The organism is Bacteroidota bacterium (genome assembly GCA_016715425.1).
GTDB lineage: Bacteria > Bacteroidota > Bacteroidia > Chitinophagales > BACL12 > JADKAC01.
This window is the reverse complement of sequence record JADKAC010000008.1, coordinates 512,318-531,764: the sequence shown is the minus strand read 5'-3', so window position 1 is coordinate 531,764 and position 19,447 is coordinate 512,318. Positions and strand designations below refer to the sequence as shown.

General features: G+C 35.6%; 24 protein-coding genes, 1 tRNA gene and 1 pseudogene. 5 read left to right on the top strand and 21 right to left on the bottom strand.

Annotation, left to right across the window (positions count from 1 at the left end):
- Positions 1–798: 798 nt before the first annotated feature.
- The 3 genes from IPN31_16320 to IPN31_16310 are packed head-to-tail and all read right to left on the bottom strand — an operon-like array spanning position 799 to position 2,526.
- Positions 799–1,281 carry an HAD hydrolase family protein gene (locus tag IPN31_16320; GenBank protein ID MBK8683440.1) on the bottom strand — a complete coding sequence of 161 codons (483 nt, stop codon included), beginning with the start codon at positions 1,279–1,281 and terminating at the stop codon, positions 799–801.
- Entirely contained in the window at positions 1,274–2,110 is an 837-nt protein-coding gene (gene kdsA / locus IPN31_16315; GenBank protein ID MBK8683439.1) for a 3-deoxy-8-phosphooctulonate synthase, read from the bottom strand. Before kdsA ends, IPN31_16320 begins: the two co-directional genes overlap by 8 nt.
- Entirely contained in the window at positions 2,107–2,526 is a 420-nt protein-coding gene (locus IPN31_16310) for a RidA family protein (GenBank protein ID MBK8683438.1), read from the bottom strand. The genes kdsA and IPN31_16310 overlap by 4 nt, the downstream gene beginning before the upstream one ends.
- A gap of 170 nt (positions 2,527–2,696) precedes the next feature.
- Here IPN31_16310 and IPN31_16305 point away from each other — a divergent pair, with 170 nt between their 5' ends.
- Complete coding sequence (locus IPN31_16305; protein MBK8683437.1) at positions 2,697–3,593, top strand: mechanosensitive ion channel; 897 nt, start codon at positions 2,697–2,699, stop codon at positions 3,591–3,593.
- Positions 3,594–3,935: 342 nt separating this feature from the next.
- On the opposite strand, the gene IPN31_16300 is transcribed toward IPN31_16305, so the two are convergent.
- From IPN31_16300 to IPN31_16275, 6 genes are all read right to left on the bottom strand, one after another.
- Positions 3,936–5,000: a peptidoglycan DD-metalloendopeptidase family protein gene (locus IPN31_16300; GenBank protein ID MBK8683436.1), complete on the bottom strand. Its 1,065-nt coding sequence runs from the start codon at positions 4,998–5,000 to the stop codon at positions 3,936–3,938.
- Between the two features lie 17 nt (positions 5,001–5,017).
- Positions 5,018–6,460, bottom strand: a complete 1,443-nt coding sequence (locus IPN31_16295) for an aldehyde dehydrogenase (protein ID MBK8683435.1) — start codon at positions 6,458–6,460, stop codon at positions 5,018–5,020.
- Between the two features lie 69 nt (positions 6,461–6,529).
- Complete coding sequence (locus tag IPN31_16290; protein MBK8683434.1) at positions 6,530–8,848, bottom strand: gliding motility-associated C-terminal domain-containing protein; 2,319 nt, start codon at positions 8,846–8,848, stop codon at positions 6,530–6,532.
- The gene (locus IPN31_16285; protein ID MBK8683433.1) at positions 8,833–9,615 is read right to left on the bottom strand and encodes a hypothetical protein; all 783 of its coding nucleotides are present in this window, start codon (positions 9,613–9,615) and stop codon (positions 8,833–8,835) included. Before IPN31_16285 ends, IPN31_16290 begins: the two co-directional genes overlap by 16 nt.
- A gap of 32 nt (positions 9,616–9,647) precedes the next feature.
- Positions 9,648–9,944 carry a hypothetical protein gene (locus IPN31_16280; protein ID MBK8683432.1) on the bottom strand — a complete coding sequence of 99 codons (297 nt, stop codon included), beginning with the start codon at positions 9,942–9,944 and terminating at the stop codon, positions 9,648–9,650.
- Between the two features lie 35 nt (positions 9,945–9,979).
- A complete protein-coding gene (locus tag IPN31_16275) occupies positions 9,980–10,339 on the bottom strand; it encodes an RNA pseudouridine synthase (GenBank protein ID MBK8683431.1) in 360 nt (119 codons plus the stop codon).
- A gap of 179 nt (positions 10,340–10,518) precedes the next feature.
- Between IPN31_16275 and IPN31_16270 the strand changes: the two genes are divergently transcribed.
- The 3 genes from IPN31_16270 to IPN31_16260 all read left to right on the top strand — a co-directional run bounded on the left by IPN31_16270 (position 10,519) and on the right by IPN31_16260 (position 12,444).
- Entirely contained in the window at positions 10,519–10,860 is a 342-nt protein-coding gene (locus IPN31_16270; GenBank protein MBK8683430.1) for a hypothetical protein, read from the top strand.
- A gap of 124 nt (positions 10,861–10,984) precedes the next feature.
- The gene (locus IPN31_16265) at positions 10,985–11,227 is read left to right on the top strand and encodes a T9SS type A sorting domain-containing protein (GenBank protein MBK8683429.1); all 243 of its coding nucleotides are present in this window, start codon (positions 10,985–10,987) and stop codon (positions 11,225–11,227) included.
- Positions 11,228–11,538: 311 nt separating this feature from the next.
- Positions 11,539–12,444, top strand: coding sequence for a YihY/virulence factor BrkB family protein (locus IPN31_16260; GenBank protein MBK8683428.1), 906 nt, complete (start codon positions 11,539–11,541; stop codon positions 12,442–12,444).
- A gap of 21 nt (positions 12,445–12,465) precedes the next feature.
- Here the strand turns inward: IPN31_16260 and IPN31_16255 are convergent, their stop codons facing one another.
- The 6 genes from IPN31_16255 to IPN31_16230 all read right to left on the bottom strand — a co-directional run bounded on the left by IPN31_16255 (position 12,466) and on the right by IPN31_16230 (position 14,275).
- Positions 12,466–12,675 carry a GIY-YIG nuclease family protein gene (locus IPN31_16255; GenBank protein ID MBK8683427.1) on the bottom strand — a complete coding sequence of 70 codons (210 nt, stop codon included), beginning with the start codon at positions 12,673–12,675 and terminating at the stop codon, positions 12,466–12,468.
- A gap of 73 nt (positions 12,676–12,748) precedes the next feature.
- Positions 12,749–13,054 carry a GIY-YIG nuclease family protein gene (locus IPN31_16250; protein MBK8683426.1) on the bottom strand — a complete coding sequence of 102 codons (306 nt, stop codon included), beginning with the start codon at positions 13,052–13,054 and terminating at the stop codon, positions 12,749–12,751.
- A gap of 73 nt (positions 13,055–13,127) precedes the next feature.
- Positions 13,128–13,433, bottom strand: coding sequence for a GIY-YIG nuclease family protein (locus IPN31_16245; protein ID MBK8683425.1), 306 nt, complete (start codon positions 13,431–13,433; stop codon positions 13,128–13,130).
- Positions 13,434–13,506: 73 nt separating this feature from the next.
- The gene (locus tag IPN31_16240; protein MBK8683424.1) at positions 13,507–13,812 is read right to left on the bottom strand and encodes a GIY-YIG nuclease family protein; all 306 of its coding nucleotides are present in this window, start codon (positions 13,810–13,812) and stop codon (positions 13,507–13,509) included.
- Between the two features lie 49 nt (positions 13,813–13,861).
- Positions 13,862–14,083, bottom strand: coding sequence for a GIY-YIG nuclease family protein (locus IPN31_16235; protein MBK8683423.1), 222 nt, complete (start codon positions 14,081–14,083; stop codon positions 13,862–13,864).
- A gap of 118 nt (positions 14,084–14,201) precedes the next feature.
- Positions 14,202–14,275 (bottom strand) — tRNA-Asn (locus IPN31_16230).
- Between the two features lie 77 nt (positions 14,276–14,352).
- On the opposite strand from IPN31_16230, the pseudogene IPN31_16225 reads away from it, so the two are divergent.
- Positions 14,353–15,270, top strand: a pseudogene (locus IPN31_16225) (sugar kinase).
- On the opposite strand, the gene IPN31_16220 reads toward IPN31_16225, so the two are convergent.
- The 6 genes from IPN31_16220 to gcvH form a co-directional block, all read right to left on the bottom strand.
- A complete protein-coding gene (locus IPN31_16220) occupies positions 15,263–15,499 on the bottom strand; it encodes a cytochrome b5 (protein MBK8683422.1) in 237 nt (78 codons plus the stop codon). The pseudogene IPN31_16225 and the gene IPN31_16220 overlap by 8 nt on opposite strands.
- Before the next feature lie 50 nt (positions 15,500–15,549).
- On the bottom strand, positions 15,550–15,855 hold the full coding sequence (locus tag IPN31_16215) for a DUF4286 family protein (protein ID MBK8683421.1): 306 nt from the start codon (positions 15,853–15,855) through the stop codon (positions 15,550–15,552).
- 29 nt (positions 15,856–15,884) lie between these two features.
- Positions 15,885–17,744 (bottom strand): tetratricopeptide repeat protein, encoded by a 1,860-nt coding sequence (locus tag IPN31_16210; protein ID MBK8683420.1) that lies wholly within the window; start codon positions 17,742–17,744, stop codon positions 15,885–15,887.
- A gap of 78 nt (positions 17,745–17,822) precedes the next feature.
- The gene (locus tag IPN31_16205) at positions 17,823–18,509 is read right to left on the bottom strand and encodes a TonB family protein (GenBank protein MBK8683419.1); all 687 of its coding nucleotides are present in this window, start codon (positions 18,507–18,509) and stop codon (positions 17,823–17,825) included.
- Between the two features lie 144 nt (positions 18,510–18,653).
- Complete coding sequence (gene vanZ / locus IPN31_16200; protein ID MBK8683418.1) at positions 18,654–19,028, bottom strand: VanZ family protein; 375 nt, start codon at positions 19,026–19,028, stop codon at positions 18,654–18,656.
- 10 nt (positions 19,029–19,038) lie between these two features.
- Positions 19,039–19,419: a glycine cleavage system protein GcvH gene (gcvH, locus tag IPN31_16195; protein MBK8683417.1), complete on the bottom strand. Its 381-nt coding sequence runs from the start codon at positions 19,417–19,419 to the stop codon at positions 19,039–19,041.
- Positions 19,420–19,447 lie beyond the last annotated feature (28 nt).

The window sequence follows — 19,447 nt, the reverse complement described above, 5'->3', positions numbered from 1 at the left end:
CGCAGATTTTCGCAGAGGAATAATTTAATGGTAAATGGTGAATGGTGAATTAAAAATCAGTGATGAGTAATCAATAATGAGTATGCTCTTTCCAAGGACTATTGATTTTCAATTTTAATCCAAATAAGCTTTCGCCTTCGCCTTTTTTCATTTGTGCATTTTCACATTCGCACATTCGCACATTCGCACATTCGCTCGGGGACGCCAACCTTGGAGAAATATCACATCTGCGTTAATCAGTGAAATCAACGGGAGAAAAGTTAATCCCGCAGATAGCGCAGATTTTCGCAGAGGAATAATTTAATGGTAAATGGTGAATGGTGAATGGTGAATTATAAATGGTAAATGGTAAATGGTAAATGCTAAATGGTAAGTCAGTGATGAGTAATCAATAATGAGTATGCTCTTTCCAAGGATTATTGATTTTCAATTTTAATCCAAATAAGCTTTCGCCTTCGCCTTTTTTCATTTGTGCATTTTCACATTCGCACATTCGCACATTCGCTCGGGGACGCCAACCTTGGAGAAATATCACATCTGCGTTAATCAGTGAAATCAACGGGAGAAAAGTTAATCCCGCAGATAGCGCAGATTTTCGCAGAGGAATAATTTAATGGTGAATGGTGAATGGTGAATGGTGAATTATAAATGGTAAATGGTAAATGGTAAATGCTAAATGGTAAATCAGTGATGAGTAATCAATAATGAGTATGCTCTTTCCAAGGACTATTGATTTTCAATTTTAATCCAAATAAGCTTTCGCCTTCGCCATTAGCCTTCGCTTTTTTCATTTACACATTAAATCGCATTAAGTATCAAATCTGCAAACTCACGCACAGCGCCCTCACCGCCACTTCGTTTTAGTCGGAGAATTCCGGGGAGGTTATGTATGGCATCTACTGCATTGGCTGGGCAGGCGGGAAATCCCACTACTTTTAACAGATTCATACAATTGATATCGTCGCCGATGTAGGCAACCTGACTGAGAGAGATGTTTTCTGTTTTACAAATTTCTTTTGCCACTTTTAATTTATCTGCAAAGCCAACACCCATGTGGATGTAGTCTGGTTGAAATCTTTTGGCTCGCATTTCCACCAGCTTTAGATTTTCGGAAGTAATTATTCCTGTTTTTATTCCTGCTTCTTTCAGCAACACGAAGGCCATTCCATCATGTACATGAAAGCGTTTGAACTGATCGCCGGATTCGGTGAAATACAGTCCACCATCAGTCATGACACCATCCACATCGGATAAAAATAATTTGATGTCAATGCTATTCATCCTTGGCAGCCTCCATAATTCTTTTCAGTTGAGAAAGTAATTTTTCCATTTCGTTTAGCGGAATCATATTAGGTCCGTCGCTCAATGCTTTTTCAGGATTCGGGTGGGTTTCAATAAAAAATCCATCTACTCCTGCTGCTGCTGCTGCCTTTGCAAGATAGGGAGCGAATTCTCTTCTTCCACTGCTGGAACCACCTGCGCCACCGGGCATTTGCACCGAATGGGTAACATCAAAAATAATGGGGGCATATTGCCGCATAACAGGAAGAGAGCGCATATCAACTACTAAATTATGATAGCCAAAAGAAGAACCCCTTTCGGTGAGCATCACATTTAAGTTTCCGGCAGTGCGCACTTTTTCGGCAGCATATTGCATATCCTCCGGCGCCATAAACTGACCTTTTTTAATATTTACTGCTTTACCCGTTTCACCGGCAGCCAACAATAAATCTGTTTGGCGACAAAGAAAAGCGGGAATCTGTAATACATCCACTACTGTTGCAACTATCGCCGCCTGATCTGGTAAATGAATATCTGTTAATACGGGTACGCCAACAGTATCTTTAATTTTTTGCAACACTTCTAAACCTTTTGCAATACCATCACCTCTGAAAGAATTTGCAGAAGTGCGGTTTGCTTTATCGAAAGAAGCTTTAAAAACATATTGAAATCCGGTGCTTGCTGCAATTTCTTTCATCGCCTTGGCAACAGTTAAACAAAGCATTTCATTTTCAATTACACAAGGGCCGGCAATGAGTAATGGATTACCACTACCTACAATAAAATTCTGTGCAATTGATACCTGGTGTTGAGACGTTTTAAATATCATTCAATGATGGCTATACATTTTAATTCGATGGCGATGGGAGTTGGTAAAGTTGAAATTCCTACAGTGGTACGACAAGGTTGATTGTCTTTAAAATACTCTGCATAAATCCGATTATAAGTATCGAAATCTCGCTGCATATTGGTAAGAAAAACGGTTACATCAATTAATTTATCCCATGAAGAACCGGAGGCTTCCAATACTGCTTTCACATTTTGGAAAACGCTATGACATTGTGCTTCAAAATCGAAGCTTATAAAATTTCCATTCTTATCTAATTTCAAACCGGGAATATTTCCCGATTGCGCTTCTCTGGGCCCGATGCCGCTTAGAAAAAGCAAATTACCCACTTTGCGAGCATGCGGATACAGGCCTACCGGTGCAGGTGCTTTATCAGTTCGGATTGGATCGTTATTCATAATTGTAAAGGTAGCAATTGATGAGGGAGTGCAGAGTAAGAAAAGATTTTAAAAATATATTTGTCGAAAAAATAAAGTCTGACTTACATTATTTCTATTCTGCTCGATATATTAAATACATTTTATTTAAATTACATCCCATCTGCAATTAAAATACTTAAATCATTTCTATGTTATTACAAATACCGGAAAATTTTGAAGAACAGGTTTCAAAATTTCAATTATGGACGGATAATATTCTTAACCTGTTGCCCAACCTTGCACTTGCACTTGCCTTTTTAGTTTTCATAATAGCTATATCCAGATATGTGCGCCGACTTACACAACGGATGATGCAAAAGCAATCAGAAAATCCAGCAATATCAAGAATAATGGGTGGCGTTGTTGCTACTACTTTTATAATAATAGGAATATTTGTTTCACTCGGGATTTTAGGCCTTGATAAAACTGTAACCTCTCTACTTGCGGGTGCCGGTATTTTAGGTTTGGCATTAGGACTTGCATTACAGGATACATTAACGAGTGCTATTTCTGGAATTATTATGACTACCCGAAAAGCATATCGCATTGGAGATTATGTAGAAACAAATGGCTTTAATGGATTTATAGATGAAATAAATTTACGCAATACAACAATCACTCAAACCAATGGAATACAAGCAAAGATTCCAAATAAAATGGTGTTGAATAATCCATTAGAAAACTATACGCTTTCCGGTGAAAGAAGAATTGAAATAAGTGTAGGGGTTGATTATAATTCTGATTTAATTCAAGTAGAACAAGTGGTGCGCAATGCAATTCTTAATAATGTAATTTTCAATCATTCAAGAGAAGTAGAATTTTACTGGACGGATTTTGCAGATAATACAATTCGGTTTATTGTGCGATTATGGATACCTAAATTCAGACAGGCAGATTATTATCAGACACAGCATGAAACCTTAGTTGCAATTTGGGCAGCATGTAAAAAGAATAATATTTTATTGCCAAATCCTGTACGTGTATTACGCTTTGAAGATGAAACAAAGCTTACAATTACAAAACCTACGATAAATGATTTGCGATAGAATTAACGGATACGATTAGATTGACAGTTGACAGTTGACAGTTGACAATTGACAGTTGACAGTTGACAGTTGACAATTGACAGTTGACAGTTGACAATGAAAAAAAAATCATCATAGTGATTAACTCTGATCTCATAATTAATTTATTTTTTCTCATCATGATTGGAACAAGGCATTTGAATGTACCAATGCATAAACGTTTTACCTTTTCCCCTCCCTTAAAAGGGGAGGGAAATAAATGATTTTTCTTCTTTACAAGAACAATATCTATCTAAATAAATCTGCTTTTGATAGAACAACTTGTCAAAACAATTGACAATTGACAAAGAAAAAAAAACTCAATTAACGAATCCGAAGGCGCATTCCGGGCTTAATAATTTTGGTGGATGATATGCTATTCATTTTACAAATCTTACTTACGGAAGTTCCATTTTTCACTGCAATTTTAGAAAGTGTATCTCCTTTTCGCACGGTATAATAGGCTGTGGAAGATTTTTCATTAATTACTTTAAAAGAAGATTTATCTAACACCAAATCTGTTGTCCGCAATTGCTTTGCATCAAAGTCAACAAGATAAGCGGGATCAAAAGCAGCACCTCTATATCGGATTTCGAAATGTAAATGCGGCCCTGTAGAACGACCTGTGTTGCCACCTAAACCGAGTATATCACCCGACTCTAATTGTTGTCCGGGCTCTACTTTTATTTTTGATAAATGGGCGTAATAGGTTTCCAATCCATTCTCATGTTGAAGAACAACAAGATTACCATAACCGCCGGTGTATTGTGCTTTGGTAACAAGACCATCTATCACAGCCACTACAGCATCACCAGTTTCCAAATCGAGATCAATTCCTGAATGCACACGGCCACGTCGCCATCCAAATTTTGAATTTGTTTTACCCAAGACGGGCATTGTAAAACAACTCACATCATCCATGGTAACATCCACCAATAATTTGCCTTCTAATTTCAAAGGATCAAATTTGTCGGCGTATGAACTTCCCAGATCAAATAATTCTTTTGAAATAATTGCATCACCCCCTGCATCAAAACCAATTCCGCTAACGGAGTCTGCATTTAATTCTTCCCCACCAATATCACTGATACCTGCTAATTCATCATCGGTAAAAATGTAGGTATTGCGTGTTTGCGCATAGCATACATTATCGTCTTCGGTAATGCGTAATTCTGCCCTTGTTTTCAACTTATTATGCCGAGTAGCTGTAATAGCATCATCCGGATAAAAGTCTTCAATAAAAACAGGCTGTTCGGCAATATGCGGGTCTGTATAAGATTTAGTAAATAATGATTGATTAACCATCTGGCATGATGACAACAGCAGAATTGTTGCTGAAAAAATAATGGATGATCTGTAGTTTTTTTGAATGATTGTTTTTACCTGCACCAGTAATTTTTTTAAGATTATAGTTGAATGGTTATATTTTTTTGTTCTGTAAAAAATCTCAATGCTTCCCAGCCTCCTTCTCTTCCTACGCCGCTTTGTTTCATGCCTCCGAATGGTGTTCTCAAATCCCTTTCCAGCCAGCAATTAATCCAAACAATACCACTTTCAATTGCATCCGCCATGCGGTGTGCTCTTGTCAGATCCTGTGTCCAAATCACCGATGCTAAGCCATACACACTATTGTTGGCAAGCATCAATGCTTCTTCATCTGTGTTAAAAGGGGTTATTGTTACCACCGGGCCGAATATTTCTTCCTGATTTGTGCGGCAATGTATATCTAATCCTTCAATGATGGTGGGTTGTATGAACATCCCATTTGCACATCGTCCACTTAACTTTACCACTTCGCCGCCACACAATATTTTTCCTCCTTCTTCCCGAGCCAGGCGAAGATAGGAAAGTATTTTTTTAAAATGCAGATCACTTACAATCGCACCGACCTTAGTGTCTGGCTCAAGTGGATCACCAATCACTAACTGAAGTGAACGGGCAACAAAGTCTTTTTTAAATTTTTCGTAAATACTTTGTTCAATATAAATACGTGAGCCGCATAAACAGATTTGTCCTTGATTTTGAAAAGCACTTCGTACTGTTGTTTCCAACATCTTCTCATAATTGCAGTCAGCGAAAATCAATACCGGATTTTTACCACCTAATTCCAATGATAATTTTTTAAACATGGGTGCAGCGATAGAAGCTATTTCTTTACCCGCTCTTGTACTTCCAGTAAATGATATTGCTTTCACATCCGGATGTTTTACTAATGCTGCGCCCGCATCAGGACCGGTACCGTGAATAATATTAAACACTCCGGGAGGCATACCTGCTTCCATACAAATTTCAGAAAGTAAATAAGCGGTGAGTGGAGTAACCTCTGATGGTTTTGCTACCACACAATTTCCCGCAGCTAAGGCAGGAGCTACTTTCCAGGAGAACAGATACAATGGCAAATTCCAGGGCGAAATACAAGCAACAACTCCAATAGGATTTTTAATAGTATAGTTGATATTTTGACCTTTATTAATGTGTGCTTCACTTGCGAAATGACGAATTGCGGTGGCAAAGAATTCGAAATTAGAACTGGCTCTGGGAATTTCTACTTCATAAGCTAATAGATAAGGTTTACCATTATCATTGCTCTCTGCAAGTGCAAGTATATCTTTTTTCTCTTCAATTAATTCTGCAATGCGATATAATATTTTTGATCGCTTAGTAATTGATAAATGCGACCATGCGGGGAATGCATTTTTTGCAGCTTGAACAGCATCATTTACATCATCGCTATTTGATTCCGGAATTTGTGCAATTACTTCGTCAGTAGCCGGATTAAAATCAGGCATATACTTTCCATTTTGTGGCGCTACAAATTTTCCCCCGATATAATTTTGAATGATTTGCAAATCTCTGGATTCGATAAGTTGAAGTGTTGCGAAGTTAAAAAAACAAGGAAGAAAATTTCAGATTAAAAATTACCTGAGTATTGTGCTATTTCCTTTCACCACTTTAGAGCCACCAAAAGTGAATCTCACTTCTATAATAAATGCATATACACCGGCTTGTGCAGCAGAGCCATTGATGGTTCCATCCCAACCCATATTTACAGCATCTGGAGAAAGATTTGTTGCTTGATAAACTAAACTACCCCAACGATCATACACTGAAAAACTTTCAATTTCTGCAATATCAGATCCGTAGGCAAATAGGTAATCATTTAGACCATCATTATTAGGAGTAAATGCATTTGGTACAAATACGGACAAGTCATCAAACAACAATACTGTTACATTAATAATATCCGTTGCAACACAACCATATTCATCATAAGAAGTAACAGTATATTCAGTGGTAATATAGGGTTGTGCTGCCGGGTTTTGGCAACCGGTGCAACTCAATCCATAAGGAGGTTTCCATTCAAAAATAACTCCTCCCTCCGCATTCAATTGGATAATATTATTTTCTATAATGGTAATATCATCGCCTGCAAATACAGAATTTTTCACCACTTGAATTATGTCTGTTATATCGTTGACACAGCCATTTGCATCAGTATAGAAATAGTGAATTACATAAGTGCCTTGTTCAGAAATATCTTCGGGATTAAAATAATTGCCCGAAACTCCACTGCCTGAAAATACACCGCCTGTTGGAGTCCCCAATAATAAAACAGGCTCTCCTTCAATACAAATAATATCATCAAAACTTAATGTCAATACCGGATCAGGATAAACGGTAATTAAGAAAGTATCCTGCTCTGTACATCCGGGTGAATTATAAAAAACAGAATACGGTCCACCGGGAGTGGATGCAAGTAAATTGATTGTGCCACTAGTTGCATTAATACTTATGCCTGTACTAGCAACAAAATTTCCTCCGGGATTCATGATGTAAGGAGTTATATTTCCATAATTACAATATGCGGCACTGTCGTAATAAAAGTAGGCATCAATAAATTGATCTATAGTAATGGTATGTGAGGAGGAACTGCTGCAAAATCCTGAAGGTGTTGTATAAGTAACCGTGTAAGTTCCAGGAGTTGAGCCTCCTAATGTCAATGCGCCTGTTGTGCTATTGATGGACAAACCCGAAGGTGAAATACTAAATGCACCACCGGAAGTTGTAATGCTTGAAGGCATAGCTGAACCAACGGCGCAATAAATATAATCCAGATATGCAAAAGTGGAATCATCATTTGCATTAATAGAAATTGTAATAGTGGAACTGTTTTGACAAGGGCCATCGGGAGTGGTGTAGGTAATATTATAAAAAGCACCTACAGTTCCTGTTGTCAAATCAATAGCACCTGTGGATGAATTCACTGATAAGGTAGCAGGTGAAACAGAAAAATCACCCCCGGAAGTAGTAATAAAAGTTGGATTCACAGTACCGCCTGCACAAAAAGAAGTAGCGCCATAACCGAAAGTAGCTACATCCAACGGATCAATAAGAACTGTTACTGTTTCTGAATTACTGCATGAACCGCCGTCGGTGGTATAGGTAATAAAGTACGTGGTTCCTGAAGTGCCTAATGATAAATCAATTTCTCCTGTAACCGCATCAATATCAAGAGTTGCAGGTGTTGAAGTAAATGTGCCTCCATCTAAAGCGATACTCACAGGTATTGCAGTTCCGTAAGGACAATAAGAATCATCGTCATACTCAAATGTTGCATCATCAAATGGTCTTATCGAAAAAGAAAAAGTGGATGTTGATTGACAAAGCCCGGAAGTGGTGTATGAAACCGTATAAGTTGTACCAATAATAGCCGTACTCAAACCTACGCTACCAGTACTAGAATTAATGGTTGCACTACCGGTTGGAGAAATACTGAATGTTCCGCCTATAGTAGTTATCAATGTTGGCAGTACAGAACCAAAAGCACAAACAACTGTGTCCGCATAAGCAATTGTTGCATCAGGATAAGCAACAATGTTTATTGATTCCCCATGTGTAAAAGAACAGGGGTCGGCAGGGGTTGTATATGCTATATAATAAGAACCTGAAGCAGCATCTTCAATATCCAATTCTCCTGTTGCTGAATTAATAGGAATAGTTGTTGGCTCAATAGTAAATATACCACCGGGAGTTTCTATAAAAGATGGAGATATAGAACCATCAGGGCAGAAATCCGTAGTCGAAAAAGAAAAATCTGCATTGTTCTCCATTACATTCACCACCATTGTATCTAATAAATTTAATCCACCACAAACATTAATAGAGGCGACATAGGAGGTAGTTATTATTGGATTCACTGTAATATTATCACCTGTGCCAATTAGAGTTCCTGCCAAGGTTGTCCATGTAACTTCCGGATCATATATGGTATCAATTGGTAAATATCTGCTGGATTCATCCGTAGCTTCCCAAACTGAAGAGTTTCTGCCCGGAAAACATAGGCAAAAGTTCCAGCAAGATTATGGAGACCTTGAGTGGCTGTTCCATCTGCCCAAGCACAATACTCTTTATTGGTAATATGATTATCAATTATGTTAGAAGTTTCGTTTAACACAATTTGAAATTTTCCATAGGTTGTAGTACAAGAATACATGGGAACATTATTCCAGCTAACAACTAATTTTCGATTAGGAGCAGCTCCAATTGTATGATATTTAATATATGGGCCACCGGCAATACCCGGATGCCAATCCTGCCAGGGACCCATGATACAGTTTTTTGGAACTGATCCTCCGGTGCTAGGAATAGAAGCAGAGGTATATGTTGTAGCCAGAGCACCCGCACCACCAAAACTTACCCATCCATTTGAGCCAATATAAAAATGCGTATATGAATTACCCATAAAACAAAATGTAAAGCCTATACTATAAGGGCCGCCGTAAGAATCGTCAGATAAGCCAACATTAGTACCGGTATAATCTTCAGGTGCATAATCCAAATATTCTAATAGATAATCTTCTGTTCCCACTGTTTTTGCAGAAACTACATACAAATTAGCAGGTGTGCCTGAACATATTAATGTATCCTCACTTATCACAATTGATTGCGCACCTAAGCGAGAAAAAATTAGCGAAATGATAATTGGTAAGAAAACTCTCTTCAACTTTAGATATTATATTAATCGAAGTTACAATTTTAAAATAATTCGTCAATAATATGCTCTTGATTTATTTCTCGCCAAATATCATTATCGGGTAATCCCGCTGTAAATATTAATAATTGATTTGAAACCGGATGATGAATAGAATAAGACAAAGCATGTAATGCAATAGAGGATTCATTGGAAATTTTATTTCCTCCATATAAAGAATCATTTACTACCGGATTTTTTATTTCTGAAAACTGACATCGTATCTGATGATATCTTCCTGTTTCTAATTTAATAATTACAACAGAGGTGTTTTCATTTTCGTGAATTACTTCATAATGCAAAATGGATTCTTTCGAATTTTTTGTTTGCGGATTTACTACAATACTTTTTTCTGCAAATTATCTTTCAATAACCAATGTTTTAATATGTCTTCTTTTTTATTTAATATTCCTTCTACAATTGCAATATATTTTTTAGTGATTTTTCTATTTAGAATTTGTGTATTCACATTTTGCAAAGCAGTGTAAGTTTTAGCAAAAATTACCACTCCACTTGCTGCTCTGTCCAAGCGATGAACCGGACGTAAATAATAATTTTTTCTCCTGGGAAATTTCTCTTGTAAGTATTGCAAGCATAGTTGTTCAATACTTGGATAATTATGATTTTGTATTTCAGTACTCAATCCTGGTGGTTTATTGCAAACCAATAAATAGTAATCTTCAAACAGAATTATCATAATTATTTACACGATTATCTCTTAAAAGTAATGTGAATATTTTTTTTATATGATTATTAAGCATATCTTGCTTTCAATTCCTTCAATGTCGGAGGAAGTAAAATAAAATAATTATGAAGACAACATTAAAATTAATGACACTCGCCCTGGGGTTATTCTTTTACACAAATTCACAAGGGATGACTATTTGCTTTACTGATGCCAGTGGATTCACTTATCAAGTAACAGCTACTTATATGAGTCCAAAGTATTATGAAATTTCCGGAGAAATTGACCTAGGTACTGGTACTAATTGGCCTGTTTCCGGTTATTTTGATATGCACGCAGGAGTATTCTATATGCTTTGGTCTAATCCATTTCCTGATGGTTGTACTGTTAATGTAGATGAACTTGAATTTAATGCTACTACTGGATATTCCGGATACATGGAATGGTATTACCAACAAAACTGTGGAGGTGAAATTTTTCAGGTCCTTTTTATTATCCCGTTACTTATGCTACCGGACATTGTGGTGCTTTAAGATTGGCATCAGGTGCTGATGAAAATACAATTGCAAATATTGGTTTCACTCCAAAAGCATTTGATTTAAATAGTTTAGTATTAACTGAGACTCGCAGCTTAGAAGAATTATTAAGCGAAACCAATTGGTAGTTAATCCAATGGGTGATGGCTTTGTTTTCTCAAGTGAATTAATGTCAGAAGGTAATTCAGAAATCACTATTTACAATCATGCAGGTCAGCAAGTTGCTTCTTTAAACAGCAATAGCGGAACAAACATGATGATATGGAATGGTAAAACTGCTAGAGGCGAAAATGCTATGAGCGGAATGTACATTGCTGTGATGCGCAATGGTGAAGAAACAATTACTACTAAGTTGATTAAATAACTTTAAAACGTTTTTGAAAAAAGCAGGATGAAAATCCTGCTTTTTTTATTTATATGATAGAGTAGTAAAATGAATTTATAAAAAGTAAACGTTCTAATTATTTTAAATAAGTATCAATAAATTCGATGTTAGATTTTACAGGGAAAAAACAAAATCACTCTACAATTGTTTTAGCTCAAAAATTCCTCAATGCATATAATTTAAAAAAGCAAAATTTGAATTGTAAAAATTCAATAATTAAAAAACGGAATTTAATAATTAGATATAGTATAAAATCAAGAAGACAATAACATGAATATTTACAAAAAAATATGAAATCAAAAATTAAAAACTTTGCACTATTGTCCAAAACTGCTTTTAAAAACTGGTGGGCAAAAGAACCATTTAAAGAAAGTGCGGTGATTGCATATTACTCTATATTTTCTTTACCCGGATTGCTTGTGGTAATAATTACAGTTGCAGGATATTTTTTCGGCAATGAAGCCGTGAGTGAACATCTTAATTCCCAAATAAAATCCACGATGGGTGATGAAACGTCACAACAAATTCAGCAAATAATTTCGACAGCAAGTGAAACTAAAAAATCTGTTATTGCCAGTATTCTTGGTATTATCACAATTTTAGTTGGTGCCACAGGTGTATTTGCTCAATTCCAGAAAATATTAAATACAATTTGGGAAGTAAAAGCAGATAAATCCAAATCTGGAATTCTAACAATGTTGCGTGTGCGTTTATTTTCGTTTGGACTTATTCTTTCTATTGCATTTATACTTATTGCATCATTGGTTATTTCGGCAGTACTTGCTTCACTAGGGAAATGGGTTACAGGCAATTTTCCGGATTCATTAATTATACTTATACAAATTCTTAATATTATTATATCCATAGGCATTCTTACATTTTTATTTGCATTGATGTTTAAATTTTTTCCGGATGCAAAAATTCAATGGAATCAAGTATGGTTGGGATCTCTTGTTACTGCAATTCTATTTGAGCTGGGGAAATATGGATTATCACTCTATTTTGGCAAAGCAGATCCCGGTGGTGGATATGGTCCGGCTGGTTCAATAATTCTTATTCTTCTTTGGGTTTCTTATTCATCAATGATTGTATTTTATGGTGCTGAATTTACACATGCAGATGCAGAAAGGCGAGTTGGATTTATACAACCAAATAAATATGCTGTGAAAGTAAAGGGCGATAGGGCTAAGAAATAATAAACTATTTGCCTGCAATATCTAAAATATTCTTCGGGCTTGCAATCTGCAATCACATTGAAAGGTTTTAATGAGTGCCCATGGCTGATCTCGTTTTGTGTATTCAACATTATCAATAGAATTATGCTGCATTAATCGCTTTTCTATATCATCCGTTTGGCCAATATAATAACCGCCAGTTTTTTCTGATTGTAATATGTAAACGTATTCTGCCATAAAAAAACCACCCATTGTTTTGATGGATGGTTTTGCTCCCCGACCTGGACTTGAACCACCCCGATAATTATCGGGGTTTGATTAACAGTCAAATGCAGGGATACTTTATTTTCAGCTTCTCAAATATCTCTGAATGCTTTAGTATGTCTTCAATATATTTTCTGTTCTTCATGTTTTTTATATGGCGCTCAATTCTTCGGGCTTGCAATCTGCAAGCACATTGAAAGGTTTTAATGAGTGCCCATGGCTGATCTCGTTTTGTGTATTCAACATTATCAATAGAATTATGCTGCATTAATCGCTTTTCTATATCATCCGTTTGGCCAATATAATAACCGCCAGTTTTTTTTGATTGTAATATGTAAACGTATTCTGCCATAAAAAAACCACCCATTGTTTTGATGGATGGTTTTGCTCCCCGACCTGGACTTGAACCACCCCGATAATTATCGGGGTTTGATTAACAGTCAAATGCAGGGATACTTTATTTTCAGCTTCTCAAATATCTCTGAATGCTTTATTATGTCTTGAATATATTTTCTGTTCTTCATGTTTTTTATATGGCGCTCAATTGTTCGGGCTTGCAATCTGCAATCACATTGAAAGGTTTTAATGAGTGCCCATGGCTGATCTCGTTTTGTGTATTCAACATTATCAATAGAATTATGCTGCATTAATCGCTTTTCTATATCATCCGTTTGGCCAATATAATAACCGCCAGTTTTTTCTGATTGTAATATGTAAACGTATTCTGCCATAAAAAAACCACCCATTGTTTTGATGGATGGTTTTGCTCCCCGACCTGGACTTGAACCACCCCGATAATTATCGGGGTTTGATTAACAGTCAAATGCAGGGATACTTTATTTTCAGCTTCTCAAATATCTCTGAATGCTTTAGTATGTCTTCAATATATTTTCTGTTCTTCATGTTTTTTATATGGCGCTCAATTCTTCGGGCTTGCAATCTGCAAGCACATTGAAAGGTTTTAATGAGTGCCCATGGCTGATCTCGTTTTGTGTATTCAACATTATCAATAGAATTATGCTGCATTAATCGCTTTTCTATATCATCCGTTTGGCCAATATAATAACCGCCAGTTTTTTCTGATTGTAATATGTAAACGTATTCTGCCATAAAAAAACCACCCATTGTTTTGATGGATGGTTTTGCTCCCCGACCTGGACTTGAACCACCCCGATTATTTTTGGGGTTTACAAATGCAGGGATACTTTATTTTCAGCTTCTCAAATATCTCTGAATGCTTTATTATGTCTTGAATATATTTTCTGTTCTTCATGTTTTTTATATGGCGCTCAATTGTTCGGGCTTGCAATCTGCAATCACATTGAAAGGTTTTAATGAGTGCCCATGGCTGATCTCGTTTTGTGTATTCAACATTATCAATAGAATTATGCTGCATTAATCGCTTTTCTATATCATCCGTTTGGCCAATATAATAACCGCCAGTTTTTCTGATTGTAATATGTAAACGTATTCTGCCATAAAAAAACCACCCATTGTTTTGATGGATGGTTTTGCTCCCCGACCTGGACTTGAACCAGGGACCCTTTGATTAACAGTCAAATGCTCTAACCAACTGAGCTATCGAGGAATGATTACTTAAAAATTGGATTGCAAAGGTACTTGGAGCGGTTATAATTTCCAATATTTGCACAAAATTTTATTATAATGAGTTTATTAGTAGCTGGAACAGTAGCATTTGATGCAATAGAAACCCCATTCGGGAAGACTGACAAAGTGGTTGGTGGATCAGGTTTATATATCAGCCTGTCAAGTTCTTTTTTCCATGAACCTGTAAATCTGGTATCTATAGTTGGAGATGATTTCCCTGAGATTATGTTTAAAAATTTGCGTAAGCGAGGAGTGAATACTGAAGGAGTAGAAATTAAAGCCGGAAAAAATCATTTTTCTGGTCAGGCAAATATCATATGGATATGAATTCCAGAGATACACTTGCTACAGATCTGAATGTGTTGACGGAATTTAATCCCAAATTATCTAAAGCATATAGTAATAGTGATTTTGTAATGCTTGGAAATATTGACCCGGCTATTCAAATAAGTATTATCAAGCAATTGAAAAAACCAACCCAAATTAATTGCAATGGATACCATGAATTTTTGGATGGAAAACACTCAAAAGGATTTGAAGAAAGCAATAAAGCTTGCCGACATGCTTATAATAAATGATGAAGAAGCTCGTGCTCTTTCCGGTGAATATTCAATTGCAAAAGCCGCTCGTAAAATATTAAAAATGGGTCCACGATTTTTAGTAATCAAAAAAGGAGAACATGGAGCTTTATTATTTTCTGGAAATGAAATATTCTTTGCACCTGCCTTGCCAATGGAAGATGTATTTGATCCCACCGGTGCCGGTGATGTTTTTGCCGGAGGATTTATGGGATACTTAGCTAAAACAAAAAATCTCTCATTCACCAATATGAAACGTGCAATTATTTATGGTTCTGCGATGGCATCTTTTTGTGTAGAAAAATTTGGTCCACAAAGACTGTTGGAAATACAGCAACGACAAATTCAAAAGCGTGTGGGAGAATTTGTGGATTTGGTAAAATTCAGAATTAAGTAATTAATTTACCTACCACTTTTAATCGTTTAAATACAATTTCCGTATGCGGTGCATCAGGTAATTCATCTGTAAGGTCATGACCCGCAAAATGATCATAATGTTTTCCGCTTCGCCACAAAGTACTATCGGTTACATCGTAAATTATTCCCTTATATGCAATCCACACTTCTTCCTTTTCAAATCCATTGCGGAGTGCCAATTGGAATTTTGAGTATTCTTTTAGTTGCATTTATAAATTGATAAATAAATTGAAAAGAGGAAATAGTTGATTTAAATAAATCAGGAAATCACTTCCATTAAAGTGCGGAAAGCAAAAACATCATCTCCGAATTTTTCTATGTGTTTGCGTTGTAATTCAGGTGCGAATTTTTGTTTATAAGAAAGAAAATCATCAAGGTTTGCTAAATCATATTGCACAACGAAAGTGATTCCTTCCAAATCTCCATCATCTAATAATCTATTAAGTTTATATCCCGTAAAAGATCCAGTTGCAATTACATCAGGAATATGCTCGGTGCGCATCCATTGCAGCCATTCATCAGCACGATCAATCGCCACTTTTAACGTTACGTTATAGATATACATAGATAAGTTTTTCACAGCAAATTTACTCACTAATTAAGCTTATCCCCTCGCAATATTCTGAATCGTTTGCGGGCTTCATTCACAAATAAAGAATCTTTGTATTGAATAATTAATTCTTCATAACAAGCCATTGCTTTTGCGGTATCCTTATAATAATTTTGATATAAATCGCCTAGATAAAATAATGCATCATCGGATAATAAATCGAATGCATAATTACTGCGGATATATTCCAGATATTGCACTGCCGAATCCATTTCCCTGTTCTTAATTGCAATTTGATATTTCATAAAATATACATCATCCGTTAATTTATGATCGGGATAAGATTTTAATAATGTATCCAGAGTGGATATGCAATCTGATATTTTATTTTGGAATAAATACAAATCAGCAGCAGCAAATAATTTCATTGGTTCCAATATAGAATCCAATCCTAAATTGTCGGTAATAAACACAGAAAGTTTTAATGCATCATTCGCTACTAATTCTGAAGTAGAAGCTTTCAACACATCTAACTGTCCTTGAGCAAGATTGAAATCACCACGGTAATAAGCGAGTTTAGCATTTTTAAATCTTGCCATTTCACCGATGGGTTCATCCTTCATTGCTTTATCAACTTGAGAGTACAATAACGTTGCTTCCCAAATATCACCACTAATCAAATAGAGATCGCCAAGCGTGATTTTAAATTCAGACTTTTGCGCCACATTTAATGCTGCCCAACTCAACACATTTTCTAATAAAGCAATAGCGCCACTGACGTCATAATTATAAAATGCTTCTAGGGTTGCCAATGATTGGGTAACTAAAGCCGCACGATAATCATAGCGATTATATTCATTCAAAAAGTTTTGATAATTAGTTTTTAAATCATCAATATCTGCCTGCGTATAATAATTTGTTTCTTTAATTTTTGCCCAACGACAATCTAAAATACCATTGCGAGCCAAAAAATAATAAGGTGATTGTGCGCCTAATTGAACTATATAATTATAACATTGAATTGCTGCATCATATTCTTTTTCATTGGTTGCAGTAAGTGCAAGTTCATATACTCTACTGCCATTTTCCTTTAATCTTTTGTCGAGTGCCTTCATTTGAATAAAAGCACTTTCAAAATCTTTTATCTGGACAAAATCCCAGACTAATAATTCAATTAAAACAGGTGCATCTTTTTGTTGAATGCGATTATATAACTTTTCCTGAAACAGCATGTGATCAGATTCCTCATCTAATATTCTTTGCAGTGATGTTGTAACATTATTCAAATTATTTATATCCTCCATTGCATAATCAATATAAAAATCCATTGCCCGTGAAATATCACCACTGCGATAATAAAGTATTGCAAGTTCATTATTAAAACTGTAATCCTTTACATTCTTTTTGCCAACCGAATACACATCAATTGCTCTTTGCAAATCGTTTATTGACATAAATGCATTTGCCAATTGAATAACCTGTGCTCTTTCATTACCAATTTTTGAGATGGCGAGATTATAATTTTTATCACGGTCGGTTATATTATTTTGTTTTTCATAACTATAACCCAAATCAACATAATAAGTAAGATTTTCAGGACTCTTTTTAATTTGCTTATTAATAATTTTTTCAATCTCTTTATAATCTTCAAGTATCAGCAAACAATTATAGTAGATCTTATAATATGCATTGGAAGTTGGATTGTCGTTGTAAATAACTTTATATAAATCAGCAGCTTTATCATACTCTCCATTTTTCATATACTCCTGACCCAATTTTATTTGTTCAGAAATATTTTGTGCTTGGACAGTTTGAAAAACAATACAGGTAATTAATAGAAAAACAATTTTTCGCAACATAAGTAAATCAGATAACGATGAATTGTACAAAGTGTTTCGGCTCATAATAAATTGCGATAAACTTAAAAAAAAATGAGCCCACAGATGTTGCAGGCTCATAATAATAATATTGAAATGATTTTATTACTGTAATTTAAAATAAACAGGAAGAGTGTACCAAACTTTTACATTCTTTCCACGCTGTTTTCCAGGTTTCCATTTTGGCATATCTTTCACAACACGCATCGCTTCTTCATCACATCCTCCACCGATACCACGTGCAAGTTGTACTTGTGAAACTGACCCGTCTTCATTTACAACGAACTTGATATACACTTTACCTTCTATACCATTATCTTTTGCAACTGCAGGATATTTGATATTTTTTGCAAGGAATTCATATAGTGCTTTATCACCTCCGGGAAAAGTGGGCATTTCTTCAACCACTACAAATATCTCCGGTTCTTTTGGTTCTTCTTTTTTCATAACGGGTTCATCCACCGGAACATATTGTGTTTCAATTACTGTTTCCACATCCATCTCCTGATTGAAAAGCTCAGGAGTTTTTTCCACTTCAATATCATCTTCCACTTCTATAACTTCTGGCGGTGGAGGTGGAGGTGGTGGTGGTGGTTTATACTGGCTTGTCTGTGGAATTTCTTCAATATCTTCCTCACTAAAATTATCTGTTACCAAACTGGAAACAGCCTCTTCTTTTGGATGATAATTGAAGGCTAGTAAAACGATACCTAATGCCACAGCCAAACCAACTTGCATAAAAGTATTTCGATGTTTGTAAACATCTGCTTTGTCGTATTTTTTTACGAACACGGATTTGTCTTCTTCTGTACCGGCATATTCTTTTAGCAAATCTTCAGGTTTATTTCTTGAAAAAATAAACATGAAAAAAGCAATAGGAATTACCAGCAATGCTAAAACAACCCAAATTGTTAAAGTTCCCATAATGTGTTGGTTTTATGACCGTTTAAAAATAACTAATATTCCAATTACGCCAAGTACGCAACCAATAAAGTTTGCCACGAGATCGTAAAGATCAAAGGACCTGCTCTCGAGAAACGCCCCTTGTACTATCTCGATGCACAAACCATATAAAATGCATAAGCCCACTCCATAAATTATTGCATTAAAACGCAAAGGCACTTGTGGGTATTGCTGCTTAATGGCAATTATGGAAGTAAAGCTGAGTACAAAATAAAAAATGGTATGTACTATTTTATCAATTTCCCAAATAGTAATGCTTGGTAAGTCTTTACCCGGAATTACTGAAAGCAATAATATAAGTGAAGCCCAGCTAAGGGCTACCCATTTCCAATTAATCTTTTTTGACATTTATTAATTATCAGGCAGAAACCATATCTTGATATGCTCCTGCATCCATTAAAGAATCTAATTCAGATGGATTTGTGAGCTCAATTTTCACCATCCAACCTTTGCCGTAAGGATCCAGATTAACTGCCTCGGGATTAGTATCCAACTCTTTATTCAATTCAATTATTTTACCTGAAACAGGCATTAGTAAATCAGAAACCGTTTTCACTGCTTCAACAGTACCAAATACAGATTCAATATCTAATGTATCGCCGGCCGTGCCTATATCCACATAGACTATATCACCTAATTCACGTTGTGCAAAATCGGTTATTCCAATAGTGCCGACATTACCTGATATACTTACCCATTCATGGTCTTTTGTATATTTTAAATTTTCCGGAAAATTCATATCAATATTTTTGCGGCTAAAATAAAGG

Coding starts and splice junctions, on each gene's coding strand:
- IPN31_16320 (MBK8683440.1), bottom strand. CDS start 1,281: ATGAATAGCATTGACATCAAATTATTTTTATCCGATGTGGATGGTGTC.
- kdsA (MBK8683439.1), bottom strand. CDS start 2,110: ATGATATTTAAAACGTCTCAACACCAGGTATCAATTGCACAGAATTTT.
- IPN31_16310 (MBK8683438.1), bottom strand. CDS start 2,526: ATGAATAACGATCCAATCCGAACTGATAAAGCACCTGCACCGGTAGGC.
- IPN31_16305 (MBK8683437.1), top strand. CDS start 2,697: ATGTTATTACAAATACCGGAAAATTTTGAAGAACAGGTTTCAAAATTT.
- IPN31_16275 (MBK8683431.1), bottom strand. CDS start 10,339: ATGATAATTCTGTTTGAAGATTACTATTTATTGGTTTGCAATAAACCA.
- IPN31_16270 (MBK8683430.1), top strand. CDS start 10,519: ATGACTATTTGCTTTACTGATGCCAGTGGATTCACTTATCAAGTAACA.
- IPN31_16260 (MBK8683428.1), top strand. CDS start 11,539: ATGAAATCAAAAATTAAAAACTTTGCACTATTGTCCAAAACTGCTTTT.
- IPN31_16255 (MBK8683427.1), bottom strand. CDS start 12,675: ATGGGTGGTTTTTTTATGGCAGAATACGTTTACATATTACAATCAGAA.
- IPN31_16250 (MBK8683426.1), bottom strand. CDS start 13,054: ATGGGTGGTTTTTTTATGGCAGAATACGTTTACATATTACAATCAAAA.
- IPN31_16245 (MBK8683425.1), bottom strand. CDS start 13,433: ATGGGTGGTTTTTTTATGGCAGAATACGTTTACATATTACAATCAGAA.
- IPN31_16240 (MBK8683424.1), bottom strand. CDS start 13,812: ATGGGTGGTTTTTTTATGGCAGAATACGTTTACATATTACAATCAGAA.
- IPN31_16235 (MBK8683423.1), bottom strand. CDS start 14,083: ATGCAGCATAATTCTATTGATAATGTTGAATACACAAAACGAGATCAG.
- IPN31_16220 (MBK8683422.1), bottom strand. CDS start 15,499: ATGCAACTAAAAGAATACTCAAAATTCCAATTGGCACTCCGCAATGGA.
- IPN31_16215 (MBK8683421.1), bottom strand. CDS start 15,855: ATGTATATCTATAACGTAACGTTAAAAGTGGCGATTGATCGTGCTGAT.
- IPN31_16210 (MBK8683420.1), bottom strand. CDS start 17,744: ATGAGCCGAAACACTTTGTACAATTCATCGTTATCTGATTTACTTATG.
- vanZ (MBK8683418.1), bottom strand. CDS start 19,028: ATGTCAAAAAAGATTAATTGGAAATGGGTAGCCCTTAGCTGGGCTTCA.
- gcvH (MBK8683417.1), bottom strand. CDS start 19,419: ATGAATTTTCCGGAAAATTTAAAATATACAAAAGACCATGAATGGGTA.